Source organism: Vibrio sp. 10N.222.47.A9, from assembly GCF_963872585.1.
Lineage (GTDB): Bacteria > Pseudomonadota > Gammaproteobacteria > Enterobacterales > Vibrionaceae > Vibrio > Vibrio splendidus.
Genome location: NZ_CAWNBB010000030.1, coordinates 55,150 through 78,587 on the forward strand (window position 1 = coordinate 55,150; position 23,438 = coordinate 78,587).

Below are 23,438 nucleotides of genomic sequence, written 5' to 3' on the forward strand. Positions count from 1 at the left end.
GGTAGCACATGGCTGGAATCAACAACAATGTTGGTCAAAGCGGCTTGTCCTATGTTGACCAGCTGAAGAGTCTTCAAGATGGCGCGAAAAAGCCCGACGAAACAACAGGTAAGCAGGATCTTAAACAAGAAGACTTCTTATCTTTGTTGACTAAGCAATTAGCCCAACAAGACCCTTTTAAGCCGGTTAGCAATGACCAGATGATTGCGCAAATGGCTTCATTTGCGACCGTAGATGGCATTGGCAAAATGAATACACAGTTTGAAAGCTTGAATTCATCAATGACTTCTAACCAAGCATTACAGGCATCCTCTTTGGTTGGCCGCGATGTATTGGTTCCTGGTGCGGCAGGTGTGAAACCCGGTGATGGCGGTATGGCGTCAATGGTTAAGCTTCCTCAGGCAATGGACAATGTAATCGTCCGTGTTGAGAACGAAGTTGGCCAATTGGTTCGCACTTTTGATATCGGCTCTAAACCATCAGGCGACACACGTGTTGAATGGGACGGAAAAGACGAAGACGGTAACCCATTGCCGGCTGGTAAATACAACGTGAAAGCGTCGGGTTTACTGGATGGCGAGAACACAGAGTTCCAAGTTTCCAGTTATGCGAACGTGAACAGTGTGCTTCTTGGTAAGGGCGATGGCAACGTACTACTCAATCTGGCTGGTTTCACATCGCCAGTACGACTTGCTGAAGTACTAGAAGTTGGTAAAGCGTAACGCTTTAAAAGAGTGATTATGCTAGCTAGAGAGATTAGGAGAATATTGGAATGTCATATGTAGCTTTAAGCGGTCTATCCGCTGCACAACTAGACCTGAATACAACCAGTAACAACATTGCGAACGCAAACACATTCGGCTTTAAAGAGTCACGTGCGGAGTTTGGCGATGTTTACTCAAGTTCGTTATTCACTAACGCAAAAACGACGGCAGGTGGCGGTGCGCAAGCTAGCCAAGTGGCGCAACAGTTCCATGAAGGTTCAAGTATTTATACAAACAACCCAATGGACTTACGTGTAAGTGGTACAGGTTTCTTTGCAGTATCGAAAGACCGTATGGTACCGGAGATCAATGAACTAACGCGTAATGGTGCATTTCACCTAAACAAAGACAACTACATGGTTACCGCTAACGATGAGTTTCTTTTAGGTTACGATGTTGATCCAAACTCGGGTGAAGTTCTTTCTTACGCGCCAAAGCCTCTCGACATTCCTGCTGAGTTTGGTAAGCCAAAACAGACAGAAAACATTGAAGTAGGGGTTAACCTTCCTGCAAACGGTGATCTTAAAGACCCGGCTGCATTTAACTTCAAAGATGCTGATACCTATAACCGTGCAACGTCTTCGACGGTATACGATTCTATGGGGCAGTCTTACAAGTTAACGACTTACTACCTCAAAGATCAGACTCAACCAAACACTTGGCAGACGTACTACACCATGTCAGATGAGAACGGTGAAAAGCCGGTCAACATCACGGGTGGTGATGCGACAAATGCACAAGGTCACGTTGGTCATACAATGAAGTTCAACAATGACGGTACGTTGGCGAGCCTTAACAATGGCCAGCCAATTAACTCTGAAGCACTAGGTGCAGGAGCTAACCCAATTGATTTGAACGGTGCTGATCCAACGCAAGTACTTAAGTTTGGTCTAGATTCGTCAACTCAGTTTGCTGCTCCATTTGAACTAACTAAGTTCGATGAAGATGGCGCGACAACAGGTTTCTTAACCAAAATCGATTTCGATGAGTACGGCAGTGTTTTAGGTACTTACTCAAATGGTGAAAACGTAATGCTTGGCCGTGTAGGCTTGGTTCGTGTACCCAATGAGCAAGGCCTAGATAAGAAAGGCGGCACTCAGTGGGATTCTACTAATGACTCAGGTTCTAAAATCTGGGGTGAATCGAATAAAGGTTCATTTGGTAGCATCAACAACGGTTCGCTAGAGCAGTCGAACATCGATATGACTCAAGAACTGGTTGATTTGATTTCTGCTCAACGTAACTTCCAAGCGAACTCGCGTTCTCTAGAAGTACACAACCAACTGCAACAGAATATTCTTCAGATTCGTTAATCGTTTCGAGCGTTTGAATCATCTGCGAATACCCAATTCAATGTTATTGAATTGGGTATTGTTGCTGAATTTGATATGGCTGTTTGCTTTTCTATTTGCCGCCCCTATTGCCGCCCGGTAATGCCTCTGGCAACAATTATTCCTCAATGATCCTTTGACGATCACCCCTCTTCGTTCTTTTTCTATTTAAATTATTGATAAATAACAGTTAAAAATATTGGCACAGTGTTTGCTTTATTAGCCCCAGAAGATGATTTTTTGGAGCAAAATTATGGATCGCGCACTGTTTCTTGCCATGAGTGGCGCTAAGCAAAATATGCAAGCTTTGCAGCTACGTGCTAACAACCTTGCCAACGTAAGTACAACGGGTTTCCGTGCTGATTTAGCACAAGCACGTTCAATGCAAGCGTACGGTGAAGGCATGCCTACTCGTGTTTTCAGCATGACAGAACGTCCGGGTCATAATTTTGCACAAGGTAGCGTGGTCACCACTGGCCGCGATCTCGATGTCACTATTCAAGGTGATGGTTGGATTTCAGTGATGGATAACACAGGCCGTGAAGGTTTAACGCGTAATGGTAATCTAAAGGTTGACCAAAACGGTTTGTTAACCAACGCAAGCGGTCACTTGGTGTTAGGTGAGAATGACGCGCCAATCACGCTCCCAATCCCGATCAGCAAAGTAGAAATTGGTACAGATGGTACGATTTCGGTGATTCCTCAAGGCGCTCCAGCTGAAGAATTAGCGATTGTTGACCGTATTAAACTTGTACGCCCAGACAACCAAAGTTTGTTTAAAGATACGAATGGTCTATTCCGTTCGAAAAACCCAGATCAGGCATACGAAGCGGATGCAGCGGTAACGTTGCTTAAAGGTGCTATCGAAGGCAGTAACGTAAATGCTGTAGGTGAAATGACCAGCCTAATTGACTTGCAACGTCAGTTTGAAATGCAGGTCAAGATGATGAGCACGGCAGAGGAAATGGACAAGTCGTCTGATTCACTGCTTCGTATGAGCTAATAGAATTTAAAGGAATTTACTATGCATCCAGCATTATGGGTAAGTAAAACAGGTTTAGACGCACAACAAACCAATATCTCAACGATTTCGAACAACCTTGCCAACGCCTCGACCATTGGTTTTAAAAAGAGCCGTGCGGTGTTTGAAGATCTGTTCTATCAGAATATCAACCAGCCAGGTGGCCAATCGTCTCAAAATACTGAGCTGCCTAGTGGCTTGATGTTAGGTGCAGGTTCAAAAGTAGTCGCAACTCAAAAAGTGCACACTCACGGTAACGCGCAAACAACGTCGAACAGCTTAGATATGATGATTGAAGGCGACGGCTTCTTCCAAGTTGAAATGCCAGACGGTGAAACAGGTTACAGCCGAAATGGTCAGTTCACTCTGAACGGTGACGGCGCGATCGTTACATCAGGTCAAGGTTATGCTCTGCAACCAGAAATCGTGATTCCTGAAGATGCGATTTCGGTGACGGTTGGTAACGACGGCGAAGTATCAGTACGTCTACGTGGTGAGCAAAACAACGTCGTGGTTGGCCAAATCACCATCACTGACTTCGTAAACCCAGGTGGTTTAGAGCCTGTAGGTCAAAACCTTTACTTACCAACCGGTGCTAGTGGCGACCCGCAAGAGGGTGTTCCTGGCTTTGATGGCTTAGGTAATATTCGTCAGTCGATGCTCGAGACATCGAACGTCAACGTAACCGAAGAGCTGGTGAATATGATTGAAGCTCAACGTGTCTACGAAATGAATTCGAAAGTTATCTCGTCGGTAGACAAGATGATGAGCTTTGTTAACCAACAGCTGTAATTGGTTTATTAGCCATTTACTTATTGATAATTAATTGATTTTTCCAATTAACTGACGTGTTTCTACCAATTGATCTATTTACCATTGCCTGCTGAGAGTATATCGCCATGAAACGTATTTTTTGTTTAGCTCTGTTTATGTCTATGACGGGGTGTTCTGTTTTGGATCCTATTGAGACTCCGGCAGAAGAAAACGCAACCACAGTGGTTGATGCCGTGGAAGGTGATAAGTCGGCTCAAGAGAGCTCAGGCATTATTGATACACTTCGTGGTCGAACCGATCCAGTTGCTGGTGACCCAGCATGGGCGCCAATCAATCCAAAAGAAAAACCAGAACACTACGCAGCAGCAACGGGCTCATTGTTCAATGTTAATCACATTGGCAGCATGTATGACGACTCAAAACCTCGTGGTATTGGTGACATCATTACCGTGGCGTTAGACGAGAATACTCGAGCGACCAAGAAAGCCAACGCAGACATGTCTAAGTCGAATGATGCAACGATGGAGCCGCTTGCAGTTGGTGGTCAAGAGCTGACGATCGACAAGTACAACTTCTCTTATGATCTGAGCAACACCAACACCTTTGCGGGTGACGCGTCAGCCAACCAAAGTAACAGCATCAGCGGCTACATTACCGTTGAAGTTATCGAAGTCTTAGCCAATGGTAACCTAGTGGTCCGTGGTGAAAAGTGGATGACACTGAACACGGGCGATGAGTACATCCGCCTAAGCGGCACCATCCGTCCTGATGATATAGACTTCGAAAATACCATCGCTTCAAACCGTGTTTCTAACGCACGAATTCAGTATTCAGGTACGGGCGTGCAGAAAGATATGCAAGAGCCTGGATTCTTGGCACGATTCTTTAATGTATCTCTGTAGAGCTTGATAGGGCGTCGAGATACTGACAGCTCTCATTAATCACAAATATTTCGCTAAGTTATTATAAACTAAAGCAATACAGACAGGTTACTCAATGAAAAAACTCACACTCGTACTATTCGGCATGCTATTTCTTGCCACCAGTGCCCATGCTGCGCGTATTAAAGACGTGGCAAAAGTGGCGGGTGTTCGTAGTAACCAACTTGTCGGTTATGGTTTGGTTACGGGTTTGCCGGGGACAGGTGAGACAACTCCCTTTACCGATCAAACGTTTAACGCAATGCTGCAAAACTTTGGCATCCAATTGCCGCCCGGCACCAAGCCAAAAACTAAAAACGTCGCCGCGGTAATTGTTACCGCTGAACTCCCGGCATTCTCTAAGCAGGGCCAGGAAGTTGACGTAACGGTGTCTTCTATCGGATCAGCAAAAAGCCTTCGTGGTGGTACCTTACTGCAGACTTTCCTGAAAGGTCTAGACGGTCAAGTGTATGCTGTGGCTCAAGGTAACTTGGTAGTAAGTGGCTTTAGTGCACAAGGTAACGACGGTTCTAAGATTGTCGGTAACAACCCTAATGTCGGCATCATATCTAGCGGTGCGACGGTTGAACAAGAGATCCCGACCCCATTCGGTCGTGGTGACTACATAACCTTTAACCTAATTCAATCTGATTTCACAACGGCTCAGCGTTTGGCTGATGCGGTTAACAACTTCCTAGGTCCACAAATGGCGTCTGCGGTTGACGCGACGTCAGTAAAAGTTCGCGCTCCTCGAGAAATCAGCCAACGCGTGGCTTTCTTATCGGCAATCGAAAACATCGAATTTGATCCTGCAGAGGGTTCTGCAAAAATTATTGTTAACTCTCGTACCGGTACTATTGTGGTTGGTAAGCACGTTCGCCTAAGAGCGGCGGCGGTTACCCACGGTGGTATGACGGTTGCAATCAAAGAAAATCTCAACGTAAGCCAACCGAATGCATTCTCTGGCGGCCAAACGGTAGTGGTTCCTGATTCTGATATCGAAATCACGGAAGGCGATGGCAAGATGTTCAAATTTGAACCTGGCCTAACGCTGGATGATTTGGTCCGAGCAGTCAATGAAGTGGGCGCTGCACCTTCTGATTTAATGGCAATCCTTCAAGCACTGAAACAAGCGGGTGCAATTGAAGGTCAATTGATCATTATCTAGGGAATAACGCATGATTAAGAATAACAATGACATCGGCTTTATTCACGACATCGGCAGTTTAGACCGCCTTCGTCAACAAGCCGTAAACGGTGAAGAAGGCAGCGAAAAAGAGGCACTAACCGCGGCGGCAAAACAGTTTGAATCGATTTTCACCTCGATGTTGTTTAAGTCAATGCGCGATGCTAACTCAAGCTTTAAGTCGGATATGCTGAACAGCCAGAACGAGCAGTTTTATCGTCAGATGCAAGATGACCAAATGGCGAGTGAGTTGAGTGCTTCAGGTTCATTAGGCCTTGCGGACATGATTGTAGCTCAGTTAAGCGCTGGTCAAGCAAGCGACGCGACAGAAGATAAGGTTCGCAGTGAAGGTTTTGATACCTCGTTGGAAAGACCTCAATATTCAGGTCGTTCAGAAGAGAGAGCATCTGAAGTTCAATCTGCTTCCGCTGTTAAACAACCAGCATCTTTCGATTCCCCAGAATCGTTTGTTACCTCAATGAAGCCTTACGCTGAAAAAGCGGCGAGTGCACTCGGTGTTGATTCGTCACTGCTACTGGCGCAAGCGGCACTTGAAACAGGTTGGGGCTCTAAGATGATTAAGAACTCTTTGGGCAACAGTAATAACCTATTCAACATCAAAGCAGATAGAAGTTGGAAGGGCGATAAGGTCGCGACTCAAACTCTTGAGTTCCATGGCAAAACCGCCGTTAAAGAGTCTGCTTCTTTCCGTTCTTACTCTAATTTCGAAGAGAGCTTTAATGATTACGTGAAGTTCTTGAATGAAAATCCAAGATACGAAACGGCGCTACAGCATCAAGGCAATTCAGAGAATTTTATCAAAGGTATTCATCAGGCTGGTTACGCAACTGACCCTAACTATGCAGACAAGGTTTTACGAGTTAAAGCCAAGATTGATGAGATGAACTAGCGTCATAAATCAACATAGAGAGCTTGCTACTGGCAGGCTCTTTTCTTCTCCGTCCCTTCAGTTCTTACGCGTAATCCATAGTTATCTCCTTACACTTCAATAAATTATTGTCTTTTAACTCTCCATCATTTGTATTGGCACATATATTGCTTTTATCTTGGTAGTATGCGGTTGTAGTTAATCAGTTCATTCTGGTTTTGTTAAGTTTTTTTGGGGGCATTATGGCGTCGGATCTTCTGAATGTAGGGGCACAAAGTGTTCTTACGGCTCAGAGACAGCTCAACACCACAGGTCATAACATTTCTAACGCCAACACAGAGGGCTATAGCCGCCAGTCTGTGATTCAAGGTGTGAATGACCCGCGCCAGTACGGTGGGCAATCCTACGGTATGGGTGTGCATGTGGAAAATGTTCGCCGCTCTTGGGATCAGTTTGCCGTCAAAGAACTTAACTTATCGACAACCAATGCCGCCAACAAAGGCGATACCGAAGCCAACCTCGATATGCTGTCGAGCATGTTGTCGTCGGTCGCTTCAAAGAAGATTCCAGAAAACCTCAACGAATGGTTTGATTCTGTTAAGACTCTCGCCGATACCCCGAATGATGTGGGTGCGCGTAAAGTCGTTTTAGAAAAAGCAGGGCTTGTAACTAAAACCTTGAATGAATTTCATGAAACGGTACGTCAACAGTCTGATTCTACGAACAAAAAATTAGAAGTCGGCATTGAACGAGTAAACCAAATTGCGGTTGAGATTCGTGACGTTCAGCGTCTGATGATGCGAACACCAGGGCCTCACAATGATTTACGAGATCAGCACGAAAAGTTGATCAATGAGCTATCTGGCTACACCAAAGTGACGGTAACGCCGCGCTCTAATGCGGAAGGATTTAACGTCCATATTGGTAATGGTCATACCTTGGTTTCTGGTAGTGAAGCAAGTCAACTGAAGCTGGTTGATGGTTTGCCTGATACGCATCAGCGTAGACTAGCGATTGTTGAAGGTAAGTCTCTGAAGCCGATTACCAGTAATGATATCGATGGGAAAATCGGTGCCATGCTCGATATGCGAGACGAACACATTCCTGACATCATGGATGAGCTTGGGCGTTTGGCGACGGCTTTCTCGGAGAAAGTAAACTCACTTCAATCACAGGGTTTGGATCTCAATGGCAATGTTGGCCAAGACATCTTCACCGATGTGAACTCTGAGCGCGTGGCGAAATCACGCGTGACGGCTGGCAGCCAATCAAAGGCTGATGTTGCCGTATATATTGATGACACCTCTGCCTTGAAAGGTGGCGAGTATGGTCTTAAGTATGACGGCAGTGACTATGTCGTGACCAAACCTGACGGCGAAACGGTAAAAGTCAGCACGAATTCAGCAGGCAATGCTTTTTATCTAGATGGGATGCGAGTCGAAGTTCGAAACCCGCCTGAATTGGGTGAGAAGCTGTTACTGCGTCCAACGCGTAACTTTGCGGCTCAGATTCAGATGGAAACCAAAGACCCTAGAGATATTGCCGCACAAAGTTATGAGGCATCGACCACGTTCGCGAAAGGCTCGGCGGGGTTCAAAATCCTAGCGGCCGGTCAATTGCGTGAGTTTGAAGTGATTGTTTCACCAAAAGGTGATCAGTTTGCTGTGACTGACCCGAAAGGCAATATTTTAATGCAGCCGCAGCCGTACCCACCTGAAGGCCCGGTTACGATTAATGGCACGACTTTCGAGTTGACCGCTGGGGCTGTGGCAAACGATAAATTTACGGCAAACCTTGTCCCATCAGAGGGTGACAACGGTAACTTGCGTAAGCTGCAAGATCTCCAAACTGGAAAGATCTTGAATGATGGTGAGTCTACGATTTTGGACCTTTACCACAACTTGAATACCAACACGGGCCTGAAAGCGTCGACGGCAAATCGGTTAAGCGACATTGCCACCTTAGAAAAGGAATCCGCTCAGGAACGTATTGCTTCAGTTTCGGGGGTTAACCTCGATGAAGAAGCGGCAAATATGATGAAATTTCAGCAAGCGTACATGGCTTCTTCACGCATCATGCAAGCAGCCAATGATACGTTCAATACTATTTTGGCTCTGAGGTAGGAAGTATAAATGTTGAATCGTATTTCTAGCTTCCACAACTACCAATCTGTTCAGAACGACTTGCGTCGTCAAGAGAACAAGATACATCACAACCAAGCGCAACTTGCTTCTGGTAAGAAGTTGCAGTCGCCAAGTGATGATCCTCTTGCGACTCACTATTTACAGAATATTGGTCAGCAATCAGAGCAGCTTAAGCAATATAGTGACGCAATCGTCTTGGTTCGTAATCGATTAGAGCATCATGAGGTATTGGTCTCCAACACCGAAGGCTTTGCTGATGAAGCAAAACGAACCGTGATGGAAATGATTAACGGTGCGCTTTCTCCAGAGGACCGTTTAGCGAAGAAACGCGAGATCCAAGAGCTATCAAATAATTTTCTGCATCTAGCTAACTCTCAAGATGAGTCGGGTAACTACACGTTTGCGGGTACTAAGCCGAAGAATCAACCCTTCTTTAGAGATAACCAAGGTAACGTCAGCTATCAGGGCGATGACTATCAGCGAAAGATGCGTGTAGCGAGTAGCTTCGAGATGGCGATGAATGATCCAGGCAGTAAGTTATTTATGGAAATAGATAACCCGTTTGGTGATTACGAACCGCAGTACGAACTCGAACCCGCTTCTGAATTACTTTTGGAACGTGCGACGAACTCAGCTGAAGATGGGTCAACGTATAAAGTGACGTTCGTTGATATGCAGACAGGAAATTATGCTTATCAACTTGAAAAAGATGGCGCAGTGGTGGCCGCAGAAGACTTTGATCCTTCGACTGGCATTGTCTATGAAGGGCTGAATATCCAAATCAAAGGCCAAATCACTAAAGGTGATTCGATCACCTTAGAACCGCGAGAGACTTTCTCTATCTTTGATACGTTCAAAGAAGCTGCTGAGCAGGCTGAAAACCCGGTATCGGATGCATCAGCAACAGCGAAATTGCACCAAGTAACCGAAGAGTTCCACGCCGCGTTTATCCATTTGACCAAGGCGAGAACCGATGTTGGTGCGCGTTTAAGTACGCTGGATATTCAAGAGCAACAGCATGAAGATTTTAAGTTGTCTTTAGCCAAAGCGAAAAGCAACTTTGAAGATTTGGACTACTCGAAAGCCATCATTGAGTTCAATGAAAACTCTCGAGCATTGCAAGCTTCTCAACAAGCGTTTGGTAAAACCAAAGACCTGACCTTGTTTAACTATATTTAATGATCAATCGATATTTAGTGGTGAACTAACGCTCACCATTGAAGTTAGATTCTTTGCCGTATGTGCTATGCCGTATGAGCGAATCACTTCAACCTTTGCCGGTTTTTTATACAAGATGTCATCTGTCTGAAAATAGCGGCAAAAAGCGGCAATGGGTCAACGAAGGTACTTTTTGTTCCCCAAGCCAGTTAAACCAAATCGAGTTAAGTTTTAATTTAAGTGATTGATTTTATATATATTAAAAATTAATCGAAACAGTATTAAACTTGGCATATAACTTGTATCTGTATTGGTCATTAAATGATTTATACAGATCTTAAACCCTGCATAGGGTTTAGCGAGTAATACACGGTCAGTGCTTATCCATATGAGAGTAAAGCTGGCCGCTTCGCAGAAAGTTTGCGAACTCATAAGGAGAGCAAAATGGCTATTAATGTAAGCACTAACGTTTCTGCTATGACAGCACAGCGTTACCTGAATAAAGCGTCTAATGATTTAGCGACCTCTATGGAGCGTTTGTCGTCAGGGCATAAAATCAACAGCGCGAAAGATGATGCAGCTGGTCTGCAAATCTCTAACCGTTTAACGGCGCAATCACGTGGTTTAGACGTGGCAATGCGTAATGCCAATGATGGTATTTCTATTGCACAAACCGCTGAAGGCGCGATGAACGAATCAACTAACGTATTACAACGTATGCGTGATCTGGCGATTCAATCATCAAACGGTACGAACTCGGCAGCGGAACGTACAGCGCTTAATGAAGAGTCTTCGGCACTTCAAGATGAGCTAAACCGTATCGCGGAAACGACCTCTTTTGGTGGCCGTCGTCTGTTGAATGGTTCATTTGGTGAAGCATCTTTCCAGATAGGTTCTAGCTCTGGTGAAGCAATGATTATGGGACTCACTAGTGTTCGTGCTGATGATTTCCGTATGGGCGGTACTACGTTCGATTCTGAAAATGGTAAAGATAAAAGCTGGGAAGTGCCGCCAACGGCGAGCGATCTTAAGTTTGAATTCAGAACCAAAGCAGGTGAAGACATCGTTTTAGATATCAATACCAAAGCGGGTGATGATATCGAAGAGCTTGCTACTTACATTAATGGTCAATCTGATCTTGTGAACGCATCGGTTACCGATGATGGTCGCATTCAACTATTTGTTGCTGAACCTGACCTTGAAGGTGCAATGTCGATCTCTGGTGGTTTAGCCTCTGAGCTAGGTATTAAGAGTGAAGGCCGTGCAACATCGGTTCAAGATATCAGCCTGACTAGCGTTGCAGGTTCACAAAACGCAATCAGCGTAATTGATTCTGCAATGAAGTACGTAGATTCACAGCGTGCTGATTTGGGTGCTAAACAGAACCGTCTAAGCCACAGTATTAATAACTTGGCAAACGTTCAAGAGAACGTAGATGCTTCTAACAGCCGAATCAAAGATACGGACTTTGCGAAAGAGACGACGCAAATGACCAAATCACAAATTCTGCAACAAGCAGGTACTTCGATACTTGCTCAAGCAAAACAGTTGCCTAACTCTGCAATGACACTATTGCAATAGTTATTGGTTGAACTTGCTGCTCGTGTTCAGACGTGAGCCATGCAGCAAGGGAAACTGGCAAGCATACTTACTATGAGTGTTTAGCTCTCTCATCTCTCACCTGCTATTCATTTTTACGGTAAGAATGCAACGGCGAGTCAGAAATGTGTTCATTTCTCGATGATCTCCACACAGGCTCTGACCTGCCAACTAGCCCCGGTTCTCTCAAAGGAAAAGGGGCTTTTTCCTTTCTGTTATTTATTTCTCTGTTTCCTATCTTTCTTATTTCTATCTTTTTGCTTTTTACCTTTTTGTTTTCTTGTCTTTTGCGTTTCCCACTGGTTTCTAACTTTTAGTTTTCTAACCCTTAACGCTTCAATTCGCTCCATTTTCGTCGCTAAAAATGGTCCACTTGGCTAGATGAATTGCACAATTTTTATGCCCATCAATGATCTTTGGTGATTGATCATTTCTGAGCGTTGACCAACTTGAACGGTAGTTAGCGTGTTTTTTGAACAAATTAAGATTTATACCCGATTAAACCCCATCGCCTTTTTAGAAAAGTGTGAAATTTAACTTACTGATAAGTAATGATTTAATATTTTATTTGTGGTTTTTTTAAAGTTTTTCTAAAGCTTCGGGATTTTGAGCCGTTATTAAATGTAACTTTGAGAGAACTACTTGGTTTTCCGAGACGTCGGAAACCGCTATACCGGAAAATCAATTGGAGAAATCACCATGGCAGTGAATGTAAATACAAACGTTTCAGCGATGACAGCGCAACGTTACCTAAACAACGCAAACAGCGCACAACAAACATCAATGGAGCGTCTAGCTTCAGGCTCTAAAATCAACAGCGCAAAAGATGACGCTGCGGGCCTACAAATCTCTAACCGTTTGAACGTTCAGAGCCGCGGCCTTGATGTTGCTGTTCGTAACGCGAATGACGGTATCTCTATTGCACAAACTGCTGAAGGTGCAATGAACGAGACAACCAACATCCTGCAACGTATGCGTGATTTGTCTCTACAATCTTCAAACGGCTCAAACTCAAAATCAGAGCGTGTAGCGATTCAAGAAGAAGTAACAGCACTGAACGACGAACTAAACCGTATCGCGGAAACGACGTCTTTTGGTGGTAACAAGCTGCTTAACGGTACTCACGGTACTAAATCATTCCAAATCGGTGCGGATAACGGTGAAGCGGTAATGCTTCAACTGAAAGACATGCGCTCTGATAACGCTCAAATGGGTGGTAAGAGCTACCAAACTGAGAACGCGAAAGACAAAGACTGGAACGTTCAAGCTGGCGCAAACGACCTAAAAATGTCGTTCACTGATAACTTCGGCCAAGCACAAGAAATCGATGTGTCTGCGAAAGCGGGCGACGACATTGAAGAGCTAGCAACGTACATCAACGGTCAACAAGATTCTGTTAAAGCGTCTGTAACTGAAGACGGTAAGCTGCAAATGTTTACTGGCAACAATAAAGTTGAAGGCGAAGTAGCATTCTCTGGCAGCCTTGCTGGCGAACTAGGCATGCAACCTGGCAAAGATGTAACGGTTGATACTATCGACGTAACATCAGTTGGCGGCGCACAAGAATCTGTTGCAGTTATCGATGCGGCACTTAAGTATGTAGATAGCCACCGTGCTGAACTGGGTGCTTTCCAAAACCGTTTCGACCACGCTATCAGCAACTTAGACAACATTAACGAAAATGTTAATGCATCTAAGAGCCGTATTAAAGATACCGATTTCGCGAAAGAAACGACTCAGATGACTAAGTCTCAGATCCTTTCTCAAGCTTCAAGCTCGATCCTTGCTCAAGCGAAGCAAGCTCCGAACTCGGCACTTAGCCTACTAGGTTAATCGATTAAAAAGCCACGTTGCAATGTTGGTTATAAGCGCTGTTGATCATAAGTGTTGTTGATCATAAACGTTAACGTTAGGCTTCCACAAATTAGCTCGTGGTGAGAGATGAGCGCTAAACAGACCCAGCTTCGGCTGGGTTTTTTATTGCCTGTAATTTGGCGAAGGTGTATTTGGAAAAGTGCCATGTTGGTAAGCAGGAGCAAAAGCGAGATTCCCTCGCTTACTACATCGAAGCAGTCTCTCGTCACCCCAGAATCGAGTAGAACGAGATATCAGGAATCTTTTTTGGTTTTTATATTCAACACCACGCCCATTAATTCGAGCTGAATGGAAACTTTAGCGAATGTCGCCCTATTAATTGAAGCCCGATCACACTTTTCCTTGTTGTTGAAAATAATACGAAAAAACTCGCAATTTTTATTAAAGCTTCTAATTAAGGGGCCGTTAAAGGGATTGAGAGAAATGATATGTACCAATGTAAGGTGAGAGAGACACTGGTGCATAAACAAAATTGACATGTATTTGTGTGAGGTGAGAGTCATATAAGTACATTAAAAAATGCCTAAAGGAGATCAACTATGGCGATTAATGTAAGCACTAATGTGTCTGCAATGACGGCTCAGCGCTACCTAAATAGCGCGGCTGAAGGTACTCAAAAATCAATGGAGCGTTTGTCTTCTGGCTATAAAATCAATAGCGCAAAAGATGATGCTGCAGGCCTACAAATCTCTAACCGCTTAACGTCGCAAAGCCGTGGCCTAGATATGGCTGTGAAAAACGCGAATGATGGTATCTCTATTGCACAGACAGCTGAAGGTGCAATGAATGAGTCAACTAACATTCTGCAACGTATGCGTGACCTTTCTCTTCAATCTTCAAATGGTTCAAACAGCAAATCTGAACGTGTTGCGATCCAAGAAGAAGTCTCTGCTCTAAACACAGAACTTAACCGTATTGCTGAAACGACCTCTTTTGGTGGTAACAAGCTTCTTAACGGTACTTACGGCAGTCAATCTTTCCAAATCGGTGCAGATTCTGGTGAAGCAGTAATGCTGACTATGAATAACATGCGTACTGACACTCAAGACATGGGTGGCAAGAGCTACGGCGTTACAGAAGGCAAAGATGCTTCTTGGCGTGTAGCTGCAGGTTCTGATCTGACTATCAAATACAACGATAAGTTTGGTGAAGCACAAGAGTTGTCTATTTCTGCGAAGGAAGGCAACGATATGGAAGAGCTAGCAACTTACATTAATGGTCAGAGCCAAGACGTTAAAGCGTCAGTTGGTGAAGGCGGCAAACTGCAACTTTTCGCTTCAAGCCAAAAAGTTGAAGGTGATGTTGAGTTCGGTGGCAGCCTTGCTGGTGAGCTAGGTATCGGTGCCGCTAAAGACGTGACTGTTAACGATATCGATGTAACTTCGGTTGCTGGCGCGAACGAAGCGGTATCTATCATTGATGGCGCACTAAAATCTGTAGATAGTAACCGTGCTTCTCTTGGTGCTTTCCAAAACCGTTTTGACCACGCAATCAGCAACTTAGATAACATCAACGAAAACGTTAATGCGTCTAAGAGCCGTATCAAAGATACCGATTACGCGAAAGAAACGACAGCAATGACGAAGTCTCAAATCCTACAACAGGCGAGTACTTCTATCCTAGCTCAAGCAAAACAATCACCATCAGCAGCTCTAAGCTTATTGGGCTAAACTTACCTCGGTAAGTAGCGGTAAACTCTACTCTGGGTAGAGTTTTACTGTATGGCTCACAAAGGAGGGAGGGAGACTGTTATGGAAATACCATCCAATGCATCGAACATCCAGCCTTATGGCTCACCTAATGGCATTAAATTTGCAAGCGATGAAGGTAGTAGTGCGTCGAGCACTTCACGACTGAAAGAAGCAACATCTTATGGCAAGGTAGAAAAATCGAAAGAGCAAGCTACCGAAGCGGTGATTCAATTAGCTCAACATCGACAAGAGTTAAACGATGAAGAGCGAGTCAAGATGGTAGAGAAGGTAAACGAGTTTATCTCCTCTCTCAACAAGGGTGTTGCCTTTAAAGTCGATGAAGAGTCGGGGAGAGATGTGGTTACCATTTATGAGACCACAACCGGTGATATTATTCGCCAGATCCCTGACGAAGAAATGCTTGAAATTCTAAGACGCCTAGCAGCCCAAAATTCAAATAGTAGAATATTTGAGGTGAAGGTTTAAGTCGTATTATTGAGGTGGTTTAATGAGTTTTGGCCCAATGGGGATTTCGTCTGGCATGGATATCAATTCCATGGTCAGCAAAATTGTTGATTCGGAGCGTGTACCTAAACAGCAACGAATTGATAATGAACGAACGCGAATCGATACCAGCATTAGTGCCTATGGAAGACTCAGAGAATCCCTTGATTCGATGAAAAACCTGATGACAAACTTTCGTCAGGAAAAAGCTTTTGCTGTGCGAACAGTTGAAAGTACCGATGAAGGTCTTGTCTCTGCAACCGCGACTACCGAAGCGATCGCTGGCAAATATGCCATCGATGTGTTGCAGCTTGCCCAGAGTCATAAAGTGGCTTCTGATGTACTGTCAGAGGACATGAAATTTGGCCCAGGTAAGCTGCAGGTTTCGCTTGGTGATGACAGCTTTGATGTGCAAGTTGGCGACAGATCGAAACTTATCAATGTCGTTCGCAGTATAAACGGCGCAGATAGCAATCCAGGCGTTCGTGCATCTATTATCAATGATGTCGAAGGCCCACGACTTATTGTCGCCTCGAACCAGTCTGGTTCAGATCAGCAGATCAGCATTAATGTAGAGTCTGATGCTGCTAATCCTCTAAAAAAACTCGAATACAAAACTCTAGAAGAGCGTGTGAAGGCGCTTGAGAAAGCGCGCCTTGCTGCACAAGATGTTCTTGCTCTAACCCCTGCAGGAAAAGCCGTTGAACTCATCGATGAAGCGATCGCTAACGATGACCCAAATGCGAGTGAAAAACTCGATGAAGACGGAAATGTTATCCCAGCAACCCAAACCGATTCTGCCTCAGATGTTGACGGAGACTCTCAAAGTCTTAGCTACGGCGAGCAAGCCGCAGCCGATGGTCAAGCTGCGCTAGACGCAGCTCAGGCGTCAAAGTCTGTGATGCCCGAAGACAATATCCCAGGTTGGACTGAGACAGCCTCAGGAACTCTTTTAGATTCTTACTACACACCAGAACTTGAGCTTGATGAAAAAGCGATAGAGAAGGCGCCTGACGTGCCGGGGTGGTCAAATGCTGCCTCGGGTACTCTGACCGATTCCTACGTGACGCCGAAAGAAGCTCAGCAAAAGCTGGAAGCTGAACAAGCGCGAATCGAAGATAAAATTTCACAAGAAAAAGCCGATTTGGCTGAGAAAGTTCAAAAAGGCGAATTGACCGCGGAACAAGCCAAAGAAATTGAGCGTGCGAAATTAGAACCCGAAGAGCGTGAGCTTTTAGAGAAAGTCGATAAAGCGCAAGCTGAGCTCGAACAGGCACAACAGTCTTTTGATACCTATAGCGGTATGGCTGAAGTTCAGGCAGGGCAAGATTCAATGGTCGTTCTAGACGGCGTTGCACAGCTTTCGAGTAATAACAATGTGATTGAAGATGCCGTAGAAGGTATCGATATTACGGTGAAAGGCAAAACGCCAAAAGATAAGCCACCGGCCGAAATCGGTGTTGAGTACGACCGTAATAGTGTGCGCCAAGACATTGAATCTTTCGTTAACTCTTACAATCAGTTTTATCAAGTGTCTAAGAACTTGGCGGGTGTTGATCCAACGACTGGCCAAAAAGGGCCGCTTTCTGGCGACAGTACTGTACGTAATGCCGACTCGCGATTGAAAGGGGTGTTCTCATCAAGTATTGAAGGCGCGCCTGCTAATCTCAAGTCATTGACTGAATTTGGTATCACGACCACAAGGCAAGGCTCGCTAGAAATTAACTACGACATGCTTGATCGTCAACTTAATAATAACTTCGATAAGTTGGGTGAGTTCTTTGGCGGCAACAATGGTTTCGCCAAAAAAGTGGAAGATGCGATTCAAGGTATCACTGGTATCACAGGTTCGATTCGTACTAGAGAAAAGAGCTTAGTCGAGCAAAACTACCGCTTGGTTGATGATCAAAGCGCACTCGATCGCCGCATGGACAGCCTAGAAAACCGCACACATTCTAAGTTTACTGCCATGCAAGATGCGACTAGCAAGATGCAATCCCAGCTGGGCAGTATGATGAATGCGTTGGGCTAATAGATGAACAGTCAGCTGCAAGAGCTTTGTGAACTCGATCAATTAATTATCTCTAAGCTTGAATTTAGTGAAATTAATGCTGAAGAAATAACGCGGCTTGTCGATAACAGAGAACAGTTATTGCAAAACGTGCTTCAAATAATCGACTCACACCCCGACGTTAAGCAAAGTTCTGAGTGGTTTGAAGCCATTACCAGAACCAGAAAATTAGTCGAATTGATGCAGTCAGAGACGAGTCGAGTAGGTAAGACCCTACACAAATACCGTCACGGCGCTAAATCAGTTCAACAATACAAAAAGTTTTTATAAAAGAGGTTTACTATGCGCGGTTCTTTACAGGCATATAAAAAGGTATCAGTGGATAGTCAGCTAACAGCTGCCTCACCGCATAAGATTGTACAAATGCTAATGGCAGGTGCTATCGAGCGCTTGATTCAAGGTAAAGCGGCAATGCAAGCGGGCAACATCCCAGTGAAAGGCGAGCGACTTGGTAAGGCTCTGGATATCATTATTAGCCTACGTAGTTGCCTGTCTATGGACGATGGTGGCGATATTGCGAAAAACCTAGATCAACTTTATGAGTTCATGATCACGCAAATTTCTGCGGCAAATCACAAAAATGACCCACAGCCTATTGATGATGTTGTCGATATTATCCGCGAAATTAAGAGCGCTTGGGACCAAATTCCGAACGAATATCACAACTTGACGTCTGCTGACGTAGGTATTTAAAGAAAAACTGCAGTTTTAACCAATCTCATATCCCTTAATTGGTTGGTTGCCTTATTTTTTTAATCAAATAAAATAGAAGCCATTAGATAGCCTAATGGCTTTTTTCGTTGCTGATTTCCTAAATTTGTCCACGTAGACCATAATCATTGATACTTTTCTCTGTTTTATCGATTACGTCGCTCACCGTTTTTCTGCATCGCACCAAAATAAAGGCAATAATTCCTACTTATGCAAAGTTTGGCAAAACTGCTTGTCGTCGACGATAGCGCTCAAGATCGTCACAATTTAAGCACAATATTAGAGTTTGTAGGAGAGAGCTGCGAAGTAATCAGCTCTGAACAAGCACGTAAAGTTGACTGGTCACTACAGTGGGCCGGCTGCATTATTGGTACCATTAAAGGTAAAGGCTTCAACGCATTACTGAATGAAAAGCTTGTTCACGCCAATCACATCCCTTTACTGGTGATTGGTAAAAACAATCACCCGGTTGACGAGCTAACTAACTATGTTGGCGAGCTTGAACTTCCTCTTAACTACCCGCAATTAAGTGATGCATTAAGGCACTGTAAAGATTTCTTAGGCCGCAAGGGCGTTCAAGTGGTGTCTTCGGCACGCAAGAACACACTGTTTCGCAGCCTAGTAGGGCAAAGTGCTGGTATTCAAGAAGTACGTCACTTAATTGAACAAGTCTCTTCTACGGAAGCGAACGTGCTGATTCTTGGTGAATCTGGTACCGGCAAAGAAGTCGTAGCGCGTAATATTCACTATCACTCTAAGCGCCGTTCTGGGCCTTTCGTGCCTGTGAATTGTGGTGCTATTCCACCAGACTTACTCGAAAGTGAGTTGTTTGGTCATGAGAAGGGCGCATTTACTGGTGCGATTACTGCACGAAAAGGTCGCTTTGAATTGGCTGAAGGTGGCACACTGTTTCTTGATGAAATTGGCGATATGCCAATGGCAATGCAAGTTAAGTTGTTGCGTGTACTGCAAGAGCGCTGTTTTGAACGCGTAGGTGGTAACAGCACCATTAAAGCTGACGTTCGTGTGATTGCAGCAACACACCGCAATCTTGAAGACATGATCGACGATGACTCGTTCCGTGAAGATCTTTATTACCGCTTGAATGTATTCCCGATTGAAATGCCGGCGCTTCAAGATCGTAAAGAAGATATTCCACTGTTGCTTCAAGAACTAATGACTCGAATGGAAGCGGAAGGCAGTATGCCTATCTGCTTCACGGCTCGTGCTATCAATTCTTTGATGGAGCACTACTGGCCAGGTAACGTTCGTGAGCTAGCGAACCTCGTTGAGCGAATGGTTATCCTGTATCCGAATAGCTTGGTTGATGTGAATCATCTACCCACTAAATATAGATACAGTGATATCCCTGAGTTCCAGCCTGAATTTAATCGCTTTGTGTCAGAAGAAGAGCAAGAACGTGATGCACTTTCTGATTTGTTCTCAGAAGATTTCAGCTTTGACCAGCAAGATGATCTTGCCGATAACGCGAATGCGCCTCAAGAGTTACCACCAGAAGGTGTTAATTTGAAAGAGCTGTTGGCGGATATGGAAGTGAACATGATTAACCAAGCTTTGGAAGCGCAGGGTGGCATTGTTGCCCGTGCTGCAGACATGCTTGGAATGCGCAGAACCACTCTGGTTGAAAAAATGCGTAAGTATAATCTACAGCGATAGAGCTCAGATTCGTGTTCAGCGATATCAAATTAAGACGGGTGTTGAGTTAAAGCATCGTTTTGGTTGAGAGAATAGAGAGGGCATAGTCGAGTTGTTGCTTGCTTAACTATGTGATAAATATAGCAAATAGCCTGACGCGTGTTTTACGTGTCAGGCTGTTTTAGTATTTGAGGCAAATTTTTGACATGCACGGATCTAACGAATCAGAAAATCAGTCACACCTAGATTCAGTTGAACAGCAGGTTGAGCGCTATAAGCAAGTGCTTGATGTGATGCCAGCAGGTGTCATCTTGTTAGATACTCATGGTGAAGTAAGGGAAGCGAACCCAGAAGCGCACCGAATTTTAGGTGTGGAACTGGTGGGCGAGAAGTGGTTTTCGGTGATTCAAAGTGCCTTTGACCCTAAAGACGATGATGGACATGAGATCTCACTGAAGAATGGGCGTAAGGTTCGTTTGGCTATTTCAGCTTCTACCACGGGTCAACTTATCTTGATTACCGACCTGACAGAAACTCGTCTTCTACAGTCTCGCGTGAGTGATCTTCAGCGTTTGTCGTCGCTAGGCAGAATGGTAGCCTCGTTGGCACATCAGGTTCGTACGCCACTCTCTAGTGCGATGCTGTATGCATCAAACCTTGCCGCGCCGAACCTGCCGCCAGCAACAAAAACGCGCTTTCAATCTAAGCTTATGGATAGGCTCCATGACTTAGAGAAGCAAGTGAATGACATGCTGTTGTTTGCTAAAGGTGGCGACAACAAGGTTGTGAAGCCATTTACCGTTGCTGAACTGATCACTGAATTTCACCCAATGGTGGAAGCGGCATTAAAATCGAACCAGATTGATTATTGCCAGGAAGTTGAGGGTGAAGAGACTCAGATGTTTGGCAATGCTAATGCTATCGCTTCTGCTCTGAGCAACCTAGTTTTGAACGCAGTGCAAATTGCGGGTAAAGAATCGCAGATTGATGTTTTTTTTAGGCCCGTAAACGGCGAGCTTAAGATATCAGTGCAAGACAGTGGCCCCGGCGTACCGAAAGAGCTTCAAGGTAAAATTATGGAACCCTTCTTTACCACTCGTTCGCAAGGTACAGGTCTAGGCTTAGCCGTTGTACAAATGGTCTGTCGAGCACATGAAGGCCGACTGGAATTGATATCAGAAGAAGGGGACGGTGCATGCTTTACTATGTGTCTACCGCTGGAAAGAAGAGCTTCTTCTGAAGACTAATAAGTTTTAACTGAATTTACACTGGAGAATCCTATGGCTCAAAGCAAAGTGTTAATCGTCGAAGATGATGAAGGTCTACGCGAAGCCCTTGTCGACACTCTCGCGCTTGCTGGCTATGAATGGCTGGAAGCGGATTGTGCGGAAGATGCTCTGGTAAAATTGAAATCGAACTCCGTTGATATTGTTGTCTCTGATGTGCAGATGGCAGGTATGGGCGGCTTAGCACTGCTAAGAAATATCAAGCAGCATTGGCCAAATCTACCAGTATTGTTGATGACAGCGTATGCCAACATTGAAGACGCCGTTGCCGCAATGAAAGAGGGCGCTATAGACTATATGGCAAAGCCATTTGCGCCTGAAGTACTGCTCAATATGGTGAGCCGTTATGCTCCGGTAAAATCGGATGATAATGGCGATGCCATCGTTGCCGATGAGAAAAGTATCAAGCTAATGATGTTGGCTGATAAGGTGGCTAAAACCGATGCTAACGTCATGGTGTTGGGGCCAAGTGGCTCTGGTAAAGAGGTCATGTCTCGCTATATTCACAACGCTTCGAGCCGTAAAGACGGTCCGTTTGTTGCGATTAACTGTGCCGCGATTCCAGATAACATGTTGGAAGCAACACTGTTTGGCTACGATAAAGGCGCATTTACTGGTGCTATTCAAGCTTGTCCTGGTAAATTTGAGCAAGCTCAAGGTGGTACTATTTTGTTGGATGAGATCAGTGAAATGGATCTTAGCCTACAAGCAAAACTACTGCGCGTGTTGCAAGAGCGCGAAGTTGAACGTCTTGGTAGCCGTAAGAGTATCAAACTGGATGTTCGTGTTCTGGCAACCAGTAACCGCGACCTAAAGCAGTATGTTTCTGAAGGGAATTTCCGTGAAGATTTATACTACCGCCTGAATGTATTTCCAATTACTTGGCCAGCACTGTGTGAACGTAAAGGCGATATTGAGCCGCTTGCGAAGCACTTAGTTGAGCGCCATTGTACCAAACTTGGTATGCCTGTTCCTGTTCTGTCCGAGCAAGCCCTCAGTAAGCTCGTCAATTATCCGTGGCCAGGTAATGTGCGTGAACTGGATAATGTCGTGCAGCGCGCTCTAATTCTGAGTGAGCAAGAAAATATTTCAGGTGAGCACATCTTGCTTGAAGGTGTCGATTGGCAAGACGCAAGTGGCCTACAGCAAATTGTTGAAGGCAACAGTGTTGCAGCGCCAGATATCAAGCCGATTGCTGAAGCGAACCCTATTGGTAAAGTCTCGGCTGCCAGCGAAGGGCTTGGAAATGAGCTTCGAGATCAAGAGTATGCGATTATTCTTGAGACGCTGATCGCTTGTAATGGCCGACGCAAAGAAATGGCAGAAAAGTTGGGCATTAGCCCTCGCACATTGCGTTATAAGTTGGCGAAAATGCGCGATGCTGGAATAGATATCCCAAACTGAGGATAGATTAGTAGTGTCAGCTTTCTGACTAGTGTAATACGATGTCTAGTCAATTTAATGTGTGGCACGCTAATTGCTCTGTCAATAATACAGCTAAATAGATAGTCATAATTTTGACTCCTGAGGTAGTAGATGAGAATAGATGGTTTACAAGGCGAAATGCAGGCAATGATGGTTGAAGCTGCTAGCGCGCGTCCTGCTGCAACGGGGCAAGCGGTCGGTGCAGATTTTGGCAACATGCTGACGCAGGCCATTAATAACGTGAACTCATTACAAAAGACCTCAGGTGATCTTCAAGCTCGTTTTGATAGTGGTGACCAAAGCGTGTCTCTATCGGACGTGATGATTGCTCGTAATAAATCTAGTGTGGCTTTTGAGGCGACGATCCAAATTAGAAATAGATTGGTCGAATCGTACAAAGAGCTGATGAATATGCCGGTATAAGTTGGGTAAT

General features: G+C 44.8%; 20 protein-coding genes. All 20 read left to right on the forward strand.

Annotated elements, in window-relative coordinates:
- Positions 1–8: 8 nt before the first annotated feature.
- A complete protein-coding gene (gene flgD, locus AACT19_RS08645; RefSeq protein WP_004736177.1) occupies positions 9–722 on the forward strand; it encodes a flagellar hook assembly protein FlgD in 714 nt (237 codons plus the stop codon).
- Between the two features lie 50 nt (positions 723–772).
- Positions 773–2,077, forward strand: coding sequence for a flagellar hook protein FlgE (flgE, locus tag AACT19_RS08650; protein WP_017076830.1), 1,305 nt, complete (start codon positions 773–775; stop codon positions 2,075–2,077).
- Positions 2,078–2,348: 271 nt separating this feature from the next.
- On the forward strand, positions 2,349–3,098 hold the full coding sequence (locus AACT19_RS08655; RefSeq protein ID WP_004736179.1) for a flagellar basal body rod protein FlgF: 750 nt from the start codon (positions 2,349–2,351) through the stop codon (positions 3,096–3,098).
- 21 nt (positions 3,099–3,119) lie between these two features.
- On the forward strand, positions 3,120–3,908 hold the full coding sequence (gene flgG, locus AACT19_RS08660) for a flagellar basal-body rod protein FlgG (RefSeq protein WP_004736180.1): 789 nt from the start codon (positions 3,120–3,122) through the stop codon (positions 3,906–3,908).
- 107 nt (positions 3,909–4,015) lie between these two features.
- Positions 4,016–4,792 carry a flagellar basal body L-ring protein FlgH gene (gene flgH / locus AACT19_RS08665; RefSeq protein ID WP_017076829.1) on the forward strand — a complete coding sequence of 259 codons (777 nt, stop codon included), beginning with the start codon at positions 4,016–4,018 and terminating at the stop codon, positions 4,790–4,792.
- 94 nt (positions 4,793–4,886) lie between these two features.
- Positions 4,887–5,978 carry a flagellar basal body P-ring protein FlgI gene (locus tag AACT19_RS08670; RefSeq protein ID WP_017076828.1) on the forward strand — a complete coding sequence of 364 codons (1,092 nt, stop codon included), beginning with the start codon at positions 4,887–4,889 and terminating at the stop codon, positions 5,976–5,978.
- Between the two features lie 10 nt (positions 5,979–5,988).
- A complete protein-coding gene (flgJ, locus tag AACT19_RS08675; RefSeq protein ID WP_076646005.1) occupies positions 5,989–6,906 on the forward strand; it encodes a flagellar assembly peptidoglycan hydrolase FlgJ in 918 nt (305 codons plus the stop codon).
- Between the two features lie 221 nt (positions 6,907–7,127).
- Entirely contained in the window at positions 7,128–9,008 is a 1,881-nt protein-coding gene (flgK, locus tag AACT19_RS08680) for a flagellar hook-associated protein FlgK (protein WP_076646006.1), read from the forward strand.
- A 9-nt stretch (positions 9,009–9,017) separates the two neighbouring features.
- Positions 9,018–10,208, forward strand: a complete 1,191-nt coding sequence (gene flgL, locus AACT19_RS08685; protein ID WP_004736186.1) for a flagellar hook-associated protein FlgL — start codon at positions 9,018–9,020, stop codon at positions 10,206–10,208.
- A gap of 423 nt (positions 10,209–10,631) precedes the next feature.
- Complete coding sequence (locus AACT19_RS08690; protein ID WP_017076826.1) at positions 10,632–11,768, forward strand: flagellin; 1,137 nt, start codon at positions 10,632–10,634, stop codon at positions 11,766–11,768.
- 717 nt (positions 11,769–12,485) lie between these two features.
- Entirely contained in the window at positions 12,486–13,619 is a 1,134-nt protein-coding gene (locus AACT19_RS08695) for a flagellin (protein WP_004736189.1), read from the forward strand.
- A 581-nt stretch (positions 13,620–14,200) separates the two neighbouring features.
- Entirely contained in the window at positions 14,201–15,331 is a 1,131-nt protein-coding gene (locus AACT19_RS08700; RefSeq protein ID WP_004736190.1) for a flagellin, read from the forward strand.
- 81 nt (positions 15,332–15,412) lie between these two features.
- Positions 15,413–15,838 carry a flagellar protein FlaG gene (gene flaG, locus AACT19_RS08705; protein WP_076646008.1) on the forward strand — a complete coding sequence of 142 codons (426 nt, stop codon included), beginning with the start codon at positions 15,413–15,415 and terminating at the stop codon, positions 15,836–15,838.
- 22 nt (positions 15,839–15,860) lie between these two features.
- Positions 15,861–17,888: a flagellar filament capping protein FliD gene (fliD, locus tag AACT19_RS08710; RefSeq protein WP_076646009.1), complete on the forward strand. Its 2,028-nt coding sequence runs from the start codon at positions 15,861–15,863 to the stop codon at positions 17,886–17,888.
- A 3-nt stretch (positions 17,889–17,891) separates the two neighbouring features.
- Positions 17,892–18,197 (forward strand): flagellar protein FliT, encoded by a 306-nt coding sequence (locus AACT19_RS08715; protein WP_004736193.1) that lies wholly within the window; start codon positions 17,892–17,894, stop codon positions 18,195–18,197.
- 12 nt (positions 18,198–18,209) lie between these two features.
- Entirely contained in the window at positions 18,210–18,620 is a 411-nt protein-coding gene (gene fliS, locus AACT19_RS08720) for a flagellar export chaperone FliS (protein ID WP_076646010.1), read from the forward strand.
- Positions 18,621–18,848: 228 nt separating this feature from the next.
- Positions 18,849–20,315 carry a sigma-54 dependent transcriptional regulator gene (locus AACT19_RS08725; protein ID WP_076646011.1) on the forward strand — a complete coding sequence of 489 codons (1,467 nt, stop codon included), beginning with the start codon at positions 18,849–18,851 and terminating at the stop codon, positions 20,313–20,315.
- Between the two features lie 185 nt (positions 20,316–20,500).
- Entirely contained in the window at positions 20,501–21,541 is a 1,041-nt protein-coding gene (locus tag AACT19_RS08730; RefSeq protein ID WP_076646012.1) for a sensor histidine kinase, read from the forward strand.
- A gap of 33 nt (positions 21,542–21,574) precedes the next feature.
- Positions 21,575–22,984, forward strand: a complete 1,410-nt coding sequence (locus tag AACT19_RS08735) for a sigma-54-dependent transcriptional regulator (RefSeq protein ID WP_017095936.1) — start codon at positions 21,575–21,577, stop codon at positions 22,982–22,984.
- A 132-nt stretch (positions 22,985–23,116) separates the two neighbouring features.
- A complete protein-coding gene (gene fliE, locus AACT19_RS08740) occupies positions 23,117–23,428 on the forward strand; it encodes a flagellar hook-basal body complex protein FliE (protein WP_004736198.1) in 312 nt (103 codons plus the stop codon).
- The last annotated feature ends 10 nt before the right edge of the window (positions 23,429–23,438 follow it).

Bases quoted from the DNA above. Each gene is read 5' to 3' on its own strand.
- AACT19_RS08655 (WP_004736179.1), top strand. From the start codon at position 2,349: ATGGATCGCGCACTGTTTCTTGCCATGAGTGGCGCTAAGCAAAATATG.
- fliD (WP_076646009.1), top strand. From the start codon at position 15,861: ATGAGTTTTGGCCCAATGGGGATTTCGTCTGGCATGGATATCAATTCC.
- AACT19_RS08730 (WP_076646012.1), top strand. From the start codon at position 20,501: ATGCACGGATCTAACGAATCAGAAAATCAGTCACACCTAGATTCAGTT.
- flgD (WP_004736177.1), top strand. From the start codon at position 9: ATGGCTGGAATCAACAACAATGTTGGTCAAAGCGGCTTGTCCTATGTT.
- AACT19_RS08735 (WP_017095936.1), top strand. From the start codon at position 21,575: ATGGCTCAAAGCAAAGTGTTAATCGTCGAAGATGATGAAGGTCTACGC.
- AACT19_RS08695 (WP_004736189.1), top strand. From the start codon at position 12,486: ATGGCAGTGAATGTAAATACAAACGTTTCAGCGATGACAGCGCAACGT.
- flgH (WP_017076829.1), top strand. From the start codon at position 4,016: ATGAAACGTATTTTTTGTTTAGCTCTGTTTATGTCTATGACGGGGTGT.
- fliS (WP_076646010.1), top strand. From the start codon at position 18,210: ATGCGCGGTTCTTTACAGGCATATAAAAAGGTATCAGTGGATAGTCAG.
- flgK (WP_076646006.1), top strand. From the start codon at position 7,128: ATGGCGTCGGATCTTCTGAATGTAGGGGCACAAAGTGTTCTTACGGCT.
- flgL (WP_004736186.1), top strand. From the start codon at position 9,018: ATGTTGAATCGTATTTCTAGCTTCCACAACTACCAATCTGTTCAGAAC.
- flgJ (WP_076646005.1), top strand. From the start codon at position 5,989: ATGATTAAGAATAACAATGACATCGGCTTTATTCACGACATCGGCAGT.
- flgE (WP_017076830.1), top strand. From the start codon at position 773: ATGTCATATGTAGCTTTAAGCGGTCTATCCGCTGCACAACTAGACCTG.
- flaG (WP_076646008.1), top strand. From the start codon at position 15,413: ATGGAAATACCATCCAATGCATCGAACATCCAGCCTTATGGCTCACCT.
- flgG (WP_004736180.1), top strand. From the start codon at position 3,120: ATGCATCCAGCATTATGGGTAAGTAAAACAGGTTTAGACGCACAACAA.
- AACT19_RS08725 (WP_076646011.1), top strand. From the start codon at position 18,849: ATGCAAAGTTTGGCAAAACTGCTTGTCGTCGACGATAGCGCTCAAGAT.
- AACT19_RS08700 (WP_004736190.1), top strand. From the start codon at position 14,201: ATGGCGATTAATGTAAGCACTAATGTGTCTGCAATGACGGCTCAGCGC.
- AACT19_RS08670 (WP_017076828.1), top strand. From the start codon at position 4,887: ATGAAAAAACTCACACTCGTACTATTCGGCATGCTATTTCTTGCCACC.
- fliE (WP_004736198.1), top strand. From the start codon at position 23,117: ATGAGAATAGATGGTTTACAAGGCGAAATGCAGGCAATGATGGTTGAA.
- AACT19_RS08715 (WP_004736193.1), top strand. From the start codon at position 17,892: ATGAACAGTCAGCTGCAAGAGCTTTGTGAACTCGATCAATTAATTATC.
- AACT19_RS08690 (WP_017076826.1), top strand. From the start codon at position 10,632: ATGGCTATTAATGTAAGCACTAACGTTTCTGCTATGACAGCACAGCGT.